The sequence below is a fragment of the Bacteroidia bacterium genome (assembly GCA_039924845.1).
GTDB lineage: Bacteria > Bacteroidota > Bacteroidia > DATLTG01 > DATLTG01 > DATLTG01.
Map to the genome: position 1 here is coordinate 1 of JBDTAC010000040.1, position 12875 is coordinate 12875.

Here is a 12875-nt window from a genome sequence, read left to right on the forward strand (position 1 = left end):
ATACCACTAATCTCAGTCAAGGTTGGGACGGTAAAGTAATGGGAGGAGCAAACATCGTTCAACAAGATGTATATGTTTGGAAAATTGTTGCTAAAGATTTTTTAGGACATAACCATCAATACATCGGGCATGTATCTGTTGTCAGATAACAGACTACTCTCAAAAAATTAATTCTAAAGCCCTCTCAAAATGAGGGCTTTTTTTACGCCTCAAAAAATTAATTTTTGAAAGTGATTTGTGGGTATCACGATTTTTTTAATCTCAATAAAAATTAAATTATTAAAGACACATTCAAGTCTCTGAATATAAAATGTAAATTTGGCTTCAAATACAAAGGAAATACTTAATGTTTGAAGTCGATACGATAGGAAATAATTTGAATATGGAATTGTTGCGTTTTACTACCGCAGGAAGTGTGGATGATGGGAAAAGTACGCTGATTGGACGTCTGCTGTATGATAGCAAAGCGATTTTTGATGATCAGTACGAAGCGATTAAACGTACCAGCGAGCAACGCGGAGAAGAATATGTAAACCTTGCTTTGCTCACAGATGGCTTGCGTGCAGAGCGTGAACAAGGCATTACCATTGATGTTGCGTACCGTTATTTTACTACGCCCAAACGTAAGTTTATTATTGCAGACACTCCTGGACACATTCAATACACGCGGAATATGGTTACCGGCGCGTCTTCGGCAAACCTTGCCATTGTGTTGATTGACGCACGTAAAGGCGTGATTGAACAAACGTGCCGTCATGCGTTTATCGCGTCATTGCTGAAAATTCCACACATTGTGGTGTGTGTGAATAAAATGGATTTGGTGAATTACGATGAAAAAATTTTTGAAGACATCAAAAAACAATTTGAAAATTTTGCTTCGAAATTAGAAATAACAGATATTCGCTTTATTCCGATTAGCGCGCTAAAAGGCGATAATGTGGTAGATAGTTCGGAGAATATGAAATGGTACAAAGGCTCGCCATTGTTGTATTTATTAGAAACCATTCACATTGGTAGCGATAATAATTTAATTGATTGTCGTTTTTCGGTGCAATATGTAATTCGTCCGCATAGCACTGATTATCACGATTACAGAGGATATGCAGGAAGAATTGCAGGTGGCGTTTTTAAAAAAGGAGACAAAGTAATGGCGCTTCCTTCTGGTGTTGTGTCGAAAATAAAATCCATCGAAACATTTGACGGATCGGTAGAGGAAGCTTTTGCGCCCATGTCGGTAACGCTTACGCTGGAAGATCAAATTGATATTAGTCGTGGAGATATGATTGTGCGTGAAAATAATAAGCCTGAAATTTCTCAAAATTTAGAGGTGATGATTTGTTGGCTGAATGAAAAAAAATTAATGCTGAACGGAAAATATATTATTAAACATACTTCCAAAGAAGTTCGCTGCGTGGTGAAAGAAATAAAATATAAAATGAACATCAACACTTTGCATCGGATTGAAAACGATAAAGAAATTGGCTTAAACGACATTGCGCGGATTTCCATCAAAACGACTCAGCCTTTATTTTTTGATAAATATGCTCGTAACCGAATTACCGGAAGTATTATTTTGATTGACGAAGCAACCAACGAAACACTTGCTGCCGGAATGATTGTTTGAAAAATTATTTTTTTGAAGCACCTTTTTTCGTCTGAAATAAAAAATCAAAAACGAGTTTGAAAAATTATTTTTTCGAATACCTTTTTTGCAAAATTTCTAATAAAGAACGCAGCAAGGACACTATGTTTAATGGATATTTCCCTTCGGACAGATTCTGAATTATTTCAGAAAGGCAAGGTTTTTTTTGAATTAGTAATTTGCACATTTTCAAATTTTCAAATCAAATTTATTTCATCGCAGCCATTAATAATTCGATATTTTTAAAAGGCAAACGGAAAGTATCCGCGAGGTATTTATTGGTCAAAAAACCTTTGTAAATATAAACGCCGTTACATGTTCCGTGATCATTTTTTAACATATTCTCCACGCCGCCTTTGTCCCCAATGTTTAATAAAATTTGCGAAAAAATAGTGCTAAGTGCGTACGATGCTGTTCTGGAAACTCTTGATGCTATGTTCGGAACGCAATAATGCGTTACTCCGTGTTTCCTGAAAACAGGATTGGTATGATTGGTTACTTTAGATGTTTCAAAACAACCTCCTTGATCGATACTTACATCAATAATAACTGAGCCCACTTTCATTTCACTCACCATATCTTCTGAAACGATACAAGGCGTTCTGCCTTGTGTAGCACGCATAGCACCAATTACGACATCGGCATTTTTTAATTGTTTAGAAAGTACGCGTGGTTGAATTACCGAAGTAAAAATACGTGCGCCAATCGCGCTTTGCAATCTGCGTAGGCGATAAACAGAATTGTCGAAAACCTTTACAGATGCGCCCAATCCGAGTGCTGCACGTGTTGCAAATTCACCCACTGTTCCGGCTCCGAGAATGACCACTTCGGTAGGAGAAATTCCGGAAATTCCACCTAAAATAGAGCCTTGTCCGTTATTTACATTACTCAAATATTCTGCGGCAATCAGAATGGATGTTCCGCCAGCAATTTCACCCATAGAGCGGATAATAGGGAAAATTCCATCTTGATCCTTTATCCAATCAAAGGCAATAGCAGTTGCTTTTTTTGTCATTAATTTTTTCACAAAATCTTGTGATTGCGTCGTGAGTTGCAACGCAGAAAATAATGTTTGTCTGATCGGCATCATTTCAATTTCTTCTGGCGAAGGAGGTGCAACTTTTAAAATAATATCGGCTTTGTAAACTTCTTCCGGCGTGTATACAATTTGTGCTCCAGCTTCGCTGTAATCGTTGTCTTGGAAGTTTGCCATTTTTCCGGCATTCGTTTCTACCACTACGTTGTGTCCGTTATTAACGAGTAAGGCTACGGCATCAGGAACCAAAGCAACTCTGTTTTCTTGAAACGAAATTTCCCGTGGAATCCCGATGTATAAATGACCTTTTTTTCGAGTCACTTCCAACATTTCTTCTTGCGGAAGCAATCCGCCTTTTAAAATCGGTAGATAAATTTCTTTTGATGTACTCATATTTTGTGTTTGTAAAATTGTTTTTTCATGCAACCGTAATTATGCGTTCTTCTCCGTTTAATGTAAAGTGTGCGTGCACAGTGTTTTCAGGAATAAGGGAATTTATTTTTTCGGGCCATTCAATAAAGCAATAAGCGGCGCTGTAAAAATAATCTTCGTATCCTAAATCGTACACTTCACTTTCGTTTTTGATGCGATAAAAATCGAAATGAAAAATTTTTTTTTCATCGCGACCTTTGTATTCGTTTACAATAGAAAACGTTGGACTACTTGTATTGTCAGTTGTTCCAAGCTGTTCACACAATGCTTTTATAAAAGTAGTTTTTCCTACGCCCATATTTCCATAGAATGCAAAAACTTTTTTTTCGGGAAATGTTTTTAAAAACGAATCGGCTGTTTTAGCAGCGTCATCCAGTGTTTTTAGGTGAAACATTTTTGACATTTTTTTATTTGGCGCTAAGTGTAATTACCGGAATCATCATTTCTTCCATCGAAACACCTCCGTGCTGAAAAGTATTTCGGTAATAAGTAACATAATGATTGTAATTGTTTGGATACGCAAAAAATAAATCTTCTTTCGCAAAAACAAAACGCGTACTCACGTGTTGCTTCGGTAAAAAAGCATCTGCCGGATTTTTTATTTCGAACACATCTTTCGCCACATAATCCAAGCTTTTACCTTGTTTGTAGCGCAAATTGGTATTCGTATTTTTATCTCCAATTACTTTAGATGGCTCGGTAACTTTGATAGTTCCGTGATCGGTGGTAAGCAAAACTTTTGCTTTTTTTGCAGCAATTTGTTTCATAATATCTTGCAAAGGAGAATGCTCAAACCACGAAACCGTGAGCGAACGATAAGCTGCTTCGTCATCCGCTAACTCACGGATAACTTCCATTTCGGTGCGCGCGTGCGATAACATATCCACAAAATTATAAACAATTACATTCAGCTTATTGCCCATTAAATTATTAATGTTTTCGGCTAATTTTTTTCCGTTGGCGTGTGTGGTAATTTTGTTGTACGAAAATTTTATATCCTTCCCCCAGCGTTTTAATTGCGCGGCTAAAAAATCTTCTTCGTGTAAATTTTTTCCTTCGTCTTCTTCGTCATTAATCCACATTGTTGGAAATTTTTTTTCTATTTCAGATGGCATTAAACCTGCAAATAAAGCATTCCGGGCGTATTGTGTAACAGAAGGCAAAATGCTAAAAAATATTTCTTCGGTATCTGTTCGGAAATAATCATTTAAAATAGGTTGTAATAATTTCCATTGATCGTAACGTAAATTATCTATCAGAATTAAGAAAACACAATCGTCTTTTTCGAGCATCGGAGCTAATTTGTTTTTTAGCAAAGTATGCGAAAGAAGCGGAGTTTCAGTGCTTTTTCCATTTAGCCAATTCAAATAGTTTTTTTCGATAAATTTTCCGAATAATTTATTGGCTTCTGTTTTTTGCATTTTCAAAATTTCCGCCATACTCTCGTCGTTGGATTTGTCCAATTCCAACTCCCAATAAATTAATTTTTTATACACCTCTTCCCATTCTTTCAAGCTTAATCGGTCGCTTAACGACATCCCAATATTGCGAAATTCTTGCTGATAATTCAAAGTTGTTTTTTCGCTTACCAAACGTTTTTTATCCAATGTTTTTTTAAGTGAGGAAAGCAATTGTTTTGGATTGACAGGTTTTATAAGGTAATCCGAAATTTTTGAACCAATCGCGTCTTCCATAATGGATTCCTCTTCGCTTTTGGTAATCATCACTACGGGAAGATCTGCGTGTGTGTTTTTTATCCGCGAAAGCGTTTCCAAACCAGATAATCCAGGCATATTTTCATCCAACAAAACAATGTTGAAATTATTTTTTGCAATCAATTCAAGCGCTTCGTCGCCGCTGTTAGCAGTGGTTACGTGATATCCTTTTTCTTCTAAAAAAAGAATGTGCGGTTTCAAATGGCTAATTTCATCATCAGCCCACAATACGGTTACTTTTTCCATAAAAAAGATATATCTTCATTCCCGATTTATTCGGTTTATAAAGGTAGTTAAAAATTAGGAAAAAAAAGTTTAGTACCTAAATTAGGAAAGATAAAATACTCCAAAAACCCTTAAAATAAAAGGTTTTAAAGTAGTTTGAAAAAATATTTTTTTAACATGATTTAACAGAAAACGATTTGAAACCAAACAAAAGAAAGATAATAAATGATCCTGTTTATGGATTTATCAGCATTCCTGACGAATTAACTTTTGATCTCATCGAACATCCGTATTTCCAGCGTTTGCGGCGTATCAAACAATTGGGATTAACCAATTTAGTATATCCGGGCGCTTTGCATACACGTTTCCATCACGCGCTTGGCGCGATGCATTTGATGGGCGAAGCAATTGATGTGATTCGTTCGAAAGGTCATAAAATAAGCGCGAAAGAAGCACAGGCTGTGAATGTCGCGATTTTATTGCACGATATTGGGCACGGTCCTTTTTCGCATGCGCTGGAAAAAAGTATTGTCCACAATATCAGTCACGAGGACATTTCCGAGCTTTTTATGAAAAAATTAAATACAGAATTTAACGGAAAACTTTCGCTCGCCATTCAAATTTTTAAAAACGAATACAAAAAAAAGTTTCTGCATCAGCTTGTTTCCAGTCAGTTGGATATGGACAGGTTGGATTATTTGAAGCGCGATAGTTTTTACACGGGCGTTTCCGAAGGCGTTATCAGTTCCGACAGAATTATTAAAATGTTGAATGTGGTAAACGATGAATTGGTGGTGGAAGCGAAAGGAATTTATTCCATCGAAAAATTTATTATTGCTCGTAGATTGATGTATTGGCAAGTGTATTTGCATAAAACGGTACTTTCTGCGGAACATTTATTAATACAAATTTTAAAACGAGCAAAAGAATTAGCGCTTCAAAAAGTAGAATTATTTTGCACTCCCGCTTTTCGCGAATTTCTATATCATCATCACACAAAAAATAATTTTTTGAAGGACGAAAATTTGCTTCAGATTTTTTCTGAATTGGACGACACCGATATTTTTGCTTCTGTAAAAGCTTGGACGAAGTGCGAAGACTTTGTACTTTCCACGCTTTGTCAAAAAATGGTCAATCGAAAATTGTATAAAACCGAATTGCAAAATCAACCTTTTGATGAAAAAATAATTTCGGCGTATCAACAAAAAACAAAAAAATATTTTGGTATTGATGAAAAGGAAATTTCCTATTTTACATTTACTGGAAATGTAACAAATAATGCTTATTTGCCGAGCGATATTCGTATCAATATTTTATTCAAAAATGGCGATGTAACGGATATTGCTGCCGCTTCCGATCAATTAAATATTTCGATGCTTTCCAAAACGGTGAGAAAATATTTTCTGTGTTTTCCGAAAGAAATTTTAGTACCTTGAAAAAATATTTTTTCGGACAGGTAAATTTGGAAGACATTTTTCTTATTTGTTTCTTTGTGATTGCCAGTAAATTATGAAAACAAAAAGTAGTATCGTCCCTGCACAAAATTATTCCGTTTACATCGGCGAAAATGTGTTTACGGAGATCACACATTTTTTTCAAAAACCAACCTCTCAAAGCGAACGCAAAATTTTTATTTTGGTGGACGAAAATTCCTTGAAACATTGTTTACCCAAATTAATTGAAGAAGTTTTTTTTCTCGAAAAGGCTGAGATCATTGAAATAGAAAGCGGCGAAGAAAATAAGAACATTGAAATTTGCACACAGATTTGGCGCACGCTAAGTGAATTGGGAGCTGATAGAAAATCGTTGCTCATTAATTTAGGTGGCGGCGTAATCAGCGATATGGGCGGATTTATTGCTTCTACATTTAAGCGCGGTATTGATTTTATTAATATTCCAACCACTTTATTATCGCAAGTAGATGCTTCTGTTGGCGGAAAAACAGGAATTGATTTAGATCATCTGAAAAATGAAATTGGCTTGTTTAGCTCGCCACGAGCGGTTTACATTTATCCGCCTTTTTTAAAAACAGTCAATAAAAAACAATTATTTTCTGGCTTTGCCGAAATGCTGAAACATGCTTTGGTGGCAGATAAAACGTATTGGGAAGAATTAAAAAATATCGATGTAAATACTATTTCGGAATTAGAAAAAAATATTTTTACTTCCGTGAAAATTAAAAATGAAATTGTGCTGAAAGATCCTTCCGAAACAGGAATTCGAAAAGCATTAAATTTCGGACATACTATTGGTCATGCCTTGGAAAGTTATGCGCTCGAAAGTGATGGAAAACCTTTGTTGCATGGAGAAGCAGTAGCCATTGGAATGATTTGTGAAGCATTTATTTCGTACAAAAAAAAGTTTTTGTCGGCTGCCGAATTGCAAGAAATTACGGAAACTATTTTGACTAATTTTGAGGTAGTAAAATTAAATTATTTCGATACAAACCGTTTGATGGAATTAATGAAACACGATAAGAAAAATGATACAGGAATTATTAATTTCACGCTATTAAATGGCATCGGAAATGTTTCCATCAATCAATCTTGTAATGCAGAAATGATTATAAAATCGCTCCACTATTATACGGAAGAAACGAATATGTTAAGCGCTCAATCCTCCTGAAATGATTTATCAAATCTCGAAAAAAAACAAAAATTTATTCGGTACTATTCATCTCACTACTTCTAAAAGTGAAAGCAATCGCGTGTTGATTATTCAGCAATTGTGTAAAGATATTTTCGAGATAAAAAACATCGCGGAAGCGCAGGATACGGAAACGATGAAAACTATTTTAGCGCAGTTAAAAAAAAATAATTTTCAATTTGGAAAAACAAAAGAATATGATGTCGGCGCTGCCGGAACAACGATGCGATTTTTATGTGCATTTTTCGCGACACAAAAAGGAACGCACATTTTAACGGGCTCGCAAAGGATGAAAGAACGCCCGATTAAAATATTGGTGGATGCCTTGCGAGCATTAGGCGCAAAGATTGATTATTTGGGTGAAGAAGGATATCCTCCATTAAAAATTGAAGGCAAAGAATTGAAAGGTGGAGAAATTGAAGTGGACGGAAACGTAAGCAGTCAGTACATCTCCGCATTATTATTAATTGCGCCTGTTTTATTTGGTGGCTTGACGATACATTTTAAAGGTGCTGCTAAATCGCGTCCTTATATCAACATGACATTGAAAATTATGGAATATTTTGGTGTGTATGGTAACTGGCACGACAATGCAATTTCCATTAGCAAGCAAGATTATTACATAGAAAAAGAACAGGCTTTTTATGACATTGAAGGAGATTGGAGTGCGGCTTCGTATTGGTATGCGATGGCGGCTTTAGCTGAAAATGTGGATTTAAAAATTATCGGATTGAAAAAAGAAAGTTTGCAAGGCGACAGTGTAGTGGCGGAATTATTTTCTTTTTTCGGAGTGAAAACAACGTTCATAGAAAATGGAATTTTGTTGACGAAAACAAAAGTTGAAGAAGCACATTTTGGATTTGATTTTTCGGATTGTCCAGATATTGTGCAAACGGTTGCTGTTACTGCTGCTGCACTAAAAATAACTTTTTTTCTGAATGGATTATCAACGCTTAAAATTAAAGAAACAGATCGTATTCAGGCTTTGATAAATGAATTTAAAAAGATAAATATTATTGCCAAAGAAGCTTTGCCGAACACCTTGGAAGCACGCGAAATGCCAATAGAAATAGACGTAACAAAAGAAATTCGTTTTGAGACATACGAAGATCACCGCATGGCGATGGCATTTTCGGCGTTTGCATTGGTGTATGATAAAATAGAAATTGAAGATCCGGAAGTTGTAAAAAAGTCGTATCCCAACTTTTGGAACGATTTAAAAATCTTGCAATTTGATGTGAAAGAAACAACTCCGGAAAAATAATTTTTCGAAATGCAAAAAAAACAATCCCAAAAAAATCCTGAAAAAGAGCATCCGAAAAAATATTTTTTCACACGGAAAATAAAAATTTCTTTTTTTCTGATTGCGCTTTGTATATTGATTTACGGGAACGGAATAAAAAACAATTTTGCGCTGGACGATGAATTTGTAACACTTAATAATCCGCAAATTGAGAAAGGTTTTAAGGGCATTCCTGAAATTTTTACGACACGTTATGCCGTTAATCAATTGCAAAATTACGGCTACCGACCCATCGTAAAAGTAACGTACGCCATCGAATATCAGCTTTTTGGAAAAAATCCACATATCAGTCATTTTATTAATATTTTGATTTATGCGCTCACGTGTATTTTTTTGTTTTTTTTATTGGAAAAATTATTTAAAAATGCACATTTCATATTACCACTTCTCATCACCATATTATTTTTGGTGCTTCCGCTGCACTCGGAAGTGGTGGATAGTTTGAAAAACAGAGATTGTTTGCTGAGCTTTTTTGGAAGTCTCGTTTCACTTTATTTTTTTCTGAAGTATACAGAATCTGAAAAAATTAGATTTTTATTTTTTGGAAGCTTTGTATTTGCCTTTGCCTGGTTATCAAAGATGGATGTAATGACATTTTTAGCCATTATTCCACTGACACTTTATTTTTTTACAAAAACAACTCCTAAAAAAATATTTTTTGTAATAGGTGCTATCCTTATTGGTTTGATTGCAATGCGTATAGGTGTTAAATTGTTAATGCATGATAATCCTACTATTCGTTCGTATATTTTTATCGAAAATCCACTTTATATCCATAAAGGAAATCTTTTTTCACGCATCCCAATTGGATTTTTCACACTTGCTTATTATTATAAATTACTTGTTTTTCCGGTGTATTTGACGTGCTATTATGGTTATAATACTATCCCGATAACGGAACCTAATTATTTAATAATACTCGTTTCTGGAATATTTACGCTTGCTATTACTGGATGGGCAGTCTATAAAATAAAAACGAAAAAAATTATTTTTTTCGGGATACTTTATTTTTTTATCACCGCTTCGATGTTTTTAAATGTGGTAGTTCCAGCAGTAGGCATTATTGCAGAACGATTTATGTACATTCCTTCGCTTGGTTTTTGCATCGTTGTAGCTATTTTAATTTTCGATTTTTTTAAAATTCCATATAAAAATACGGTTCAAAAAATTAATTTTTCGGAGCATAAAAATTTCTTTTTTCTTGTAAGTATTTTACTCGTATTGTGTTCGTGTCGCGTTATTATTCGTAATCCAGATTGGAAAAATCATTACACACTTTATGCGCACGATATTAAGAATGTTCCGGAGTCAGCAAAACTACATGCTTTGTTGGCAGCCAAAAGTCTCTCTTTTATTTATGATAATACAAATCATTATTCTCAATCTGATAAAGTGAAATTTGCCAATGATGTAGTTACTAATTACGAAGATGCGATTCGTATTTATCCCGATTACGTTACTTCATTAAATAATTTAGGCATGGCTTATTATGCTTTTTTTAAACGTTATAAAGAGGCAATGCCTTTGTTTGAGAAGGCACTTGCCATTGATTCAACGTATGTAGAAGCGTATTATAATTTAGCTTTTTGCAGACAATTAACAGGCGATTTCCCTTCTGCAGAAAAGTTATATTTGAAATCCATTGCACTTCGTCCTGATTTTTTGAAATCGTATACCAATTTAACGGTTGTTTATATTTCAGAACAACGATATGATGAAGCCATTAATTTGAATCAAAATGCAATTATTGCAGGGTATAAATCTTCTGTTTATTATGTAGATATTGGAAATGTGTATATGGCGAGAAAGGCGGCTGTAAATGCTATTCAGTGGTATAAGAAAGGCTTGGAGATAGATCCTGAAAATGAAGACATCAAAAAATATTTAGCGAATTATTATCGCCAAAATAAACCTTAAAAATACGGGTCAAAAAATTATTTTTTTGAAGCCTCACAAACAACTGTTTTTTCATTCGCTTTTTGATGAAATTCAACTGACGTTCGATTAAATTTTTTGTAAAAATTTGCTTTTGTCATCAAAAGATATAAATTTGCCTTTTTAATAAAAGTAGGAGATTCAAATAATTGTATCCAAGAATAAGAAGAAATTGACTGTTTTTTATTGAATATTAAAATATAATTATGAAAAAAAAACTACCAAAAAAAAGTACATTATTAATTTTTGCTATTCTTTTTGCACTATCTAATTTTGTTGGAGCACAAGAAACTTCAGCTCAAAAAAATGTAACTAAAACAGCTATTCCTGCTGATTTTATTTTTGCAGGAGCAGATTCTCTTGCTGGCTTCAATTGGAGTGATTATTATGCTTATCTCAATAAATCAAAAGGTGCGTATATTAATCCGACAGAACTTCGATTTTATTTGCGAAAAAAAGAGCGTAGGTATGTACGTAAAAAATACAGCTTACCAATTCCTCCTCCAGAAAAAACGGCTACTATCAATCCCAATAATTATACAGTTTTAACAAGTGCTTGTAACAATGTAGATTTTGAAGATGGTAATTTTACAGGTTGGACAGGTTTTAAAGGATACAATGGAAATTCAAATGCGGCACTAACTACTACCGCAACAGGTATATTTAACGGGGCTTTAAACAATGGAATTAATACTTGTCAGTGGCATACACTGGAAAGTGCCGCTGCTGGAAACGACCCTTATGGAAATTTCCCGATGTTAGACCCCGCTGGTGGAACCTATGCTGCTCGTATCGGAGGTCCAAAAATCAATCAAAACATTTTAGATTATAATTGCGGTACAAGTGCCGATGATCCTTCTTCCGACAGTAAGGGTGAAATATTACAACAAACTTTTCCTGTTTCCTCCACAAATGCACTATTTACTTATAAATACGCTGTTGTTTTGAACGATGGCGGACATCCAAATGGAGAACAACCTTATTTCAAAATAGAAGTATATGACCAAAGTAATAATCCGATACCGTGTTTGCAATTTTATGTCCAAGCAGCAAGCGGAGTGCCCCCTGCGGGTTTTTTGACATCCGCAAAGACAAATTCAGAAGATGGAAGTACTGTTTATTATTTGCCATGGACAACTAATTCTTTGAATTTAAGTGCTTATGTAGGACAAAATGTAACTGTCAGGTTCACTGCAGCTGGCTGCACACAAGGCGGACATTTCGGTTATGGATATATTGATTGTTCTTGTTCAAAACTACAAATTATAGTGCCAGGTGGTAGTGGTCCATGCCTTGGAAGCACCACAACATTAACAGCACCTGCGGGAGCCTCAACTTATTCTTGGGTAAAAGTTCCTCCTGGTCCAGGAATTGTGGCTGGGGCTTCGAGCCAAACAGCTACTGTCAATCAGAGCGGAACTTATAAGGTTACCATAACAACAAGTACTGGATGCAGTTATTCTGTGGATACGAATGTTGTTTTTGTACCCCCACCGACAGTAACCGTAAGCCCGAATGCTAATATTTGTACGGGAGGTTCAGGAACTACTTTAACGGCTAGTGGAGCTGTTACTTATAGTTGGAGCCCAAGTACAGGCTTGAGTGCTACTACAGGAAGTTCAGTAACGGCAACGCCAGCAAGTTCTACTACTTATACTGTAATAGGAACGAGTGGAACAGGTTGCACAGGATCTGCCTCTGTAACTGTAACGGTGAACCCAAAACCTACTGTAACCGTAAGTGCATCTACGAGCATTTGTAATGGAAGCAGTACGATATTAACATCAGGCGGAGCCACAACATATAGTTGGAGTCCAGGAACAGGTTTAAGTTCGACGACAGGCAGTCCGGTAACGGCAAGTCCAGCGGCAACTACTACTTATACAGTAACAGGAACCAGTGCCTCCGGGTGCACGAACAGCGCTTCTGTAACGGTAACAG

The 12875-nt window shown here is 35.4% G+C and carries 9 protein-coding genes; 6 read left to right on the top strand and 3 right to left on the bottom strand.

Going from position 1 to position 12875, the window contains the following annotated elements; translation table 11 throughout:
- The first annotated feature begins 346 nt into the window (after positions 1-346).
- Entirely contained in the window at positions 347-1624 is a 1278-nt protein-coding gene (gene cysN / locus ABIZ51_04175) for a sulfate adenylyltransferase subunit CysN (GenBank protein MEO7087971.1), read from the top strand.
- A gap of 226 nt (positions 1625-1850) precedes the next feature.
- On the opposite strand, the gene ABIZ51_04180 is transcribed toward cysN, so the two are convergent.
- Genes ABIZ51_04180 through ABIZ51_04190 form a run of 3 tightly spaced genes read right to left on the bottom strand, consistent with a single transcriptional unit; the run spans position 1851 to position 5071 of the window.
- On the bottom strand, positions 1851-3071 hold the full coding sequence (locus tag ABIZ51_04180) for an alanine dehydrogenase (GenBank protein MEO7087972.1): 1221 nt from the start codon (positions 3069-3071) through the stop codon (positions 1851-1853).
- 25 nt (positions 3072-3096) lie between these two features.
- A complete protein-coding gene (tsaE, locus tag ABIZ51_04185) occupies positions 3097-3504 on the bottom strand; it encodes a tRNA (adenosine(37)-N6)-threonylcarbamoyltransferase complex ATPase subunit type 1 TsaE (GenBank protein ID MEO7087973.1) in 408 nt (135 codons plus the stop codon).
- A gap of 13 nt (positions 3505-3517) precedes the next feature.
- Positions 3518-5071 carry a PglZ domain-containing protein gene (locus ABIZ51_04190; protein ID MEO7087974.1) on the bottom strand — a complete coding sequence of 518 codons (1554 nt, stop codon included), beginning with the start codon at positions 5069-5071 and terminating at the stop codon, positions 3518-3520.
- A 176-nt stretch (positions 5072-5247) separates the two neighbouring features.
- Between ABIZ51_04190 and ABIZ51_04195 the strand changes: the two genes are divergently transcribed.
- The 5 genes from ABIZ51_04195 to ABIZ51_04215 form a co-directional block, all read left to right on the top strand.
- Positions 5248-6486 carry an HD domain-containing protein gene (locus tag ABIZ51_04195; protein MEO7087975.1) on the top strand — a complete coding sequence of 413 codons (1239 nt, stop codon included), beginning with the start codon at positions 5248-5250 and terminating at the stop codon, positions 6484-6486.
- 73 nt (positions 6487-6559) lie between these two features.
- Entirely contained in the window at positions 6560-7675 is a 1116-nt protein-coding gene (gene aroB, locus ABIZ51_04200; GenBank protein ID MEO7087976.1) for a 3-dehydroquinate synthase, read from the top strand.
- Position 7676: 1 nt separating this feature from the next.
- A complete protein-coding gene (gene aroA / locus ABIZ51_04205; protein ID MEO7087977.1) occupies positions 7677-8960 on the top strand; it encodes a 3-phosphoshikimate 1-carboxyvinyltransferase in 1284 nt (427 codons plus the stop codon).
- Between the two features lie 9 nt (positions 8961-8969).
- A complete protein-coding gene (locus tag ABIZ51_04210) occupies positions 8970-10916 on the top strand; it encodes a tetratricopeptide repeat protein (protein MEO7087978.1) in 1947 nt (648 codons plus the stop codon).
- 224 nt (positions 10917-11140) lie between these two features.
- On the top strand, positions 11141-12875 hold a 1735-nt coding region (locus ABIZ51_04215; GenBank protein ID MEO7087979.1), incomplete at its 3' end, for a hypothetical protein.

What these genes read in the sequence shown, in the direction of transcription:
- cysN (MEO7087971.1), top strand. Translation starts at nt 347, where the DNA reads ATGTTTGAAGTCGATACGATAGGAAATAATTTGAATATGGAATTGTTG.
- tsaE (MEO7087973.1), bottom strand. Translation starts at nt 3,504, where the DNA reads ATGTTTCACCTAAAAACACTGGATGACGCTGCTAAAACAGCCGATTCG.
- ABIZ51_04210 (MEO7087978.1), top strand. Translation starts at nt 8,970, where the DNA reads ATGCAAAAAAAACAATCCCAAAAAAATCCTGAAAAAGAGCATCCGAAA.
- ABIZ51_04190 (MEO7087974.1), bottom strand. Translation starts at nt 5,071, where the DNA reads ATGGAAAAAGTAACCGTATTGTGGGCTGATGATGAAATTAGCCATTTG.
- aroB (MEO7087976.1), top strand. Translation starts at nt 6,560, where the DNA reads ATGAAAACAAAAAGTAGTATCGTCCCTGCACAAAATTATTCCGTTTAC.
- aroA (MEO7087977.1), top strand. Translation starts at nt 7,677, where the DNA reads ATGATTTATCAAATCTCGAAAAAAAACAAAAATTTATTCGGTACTATT.
- ABIZ51_04180 (MEO7087972.1), bottom strand. Translation starts at nt 3,071, where the DNA reads ATGAGTACATCAAAAGAAATTTATCTACCGATTTTAAAAGGCGGATTG.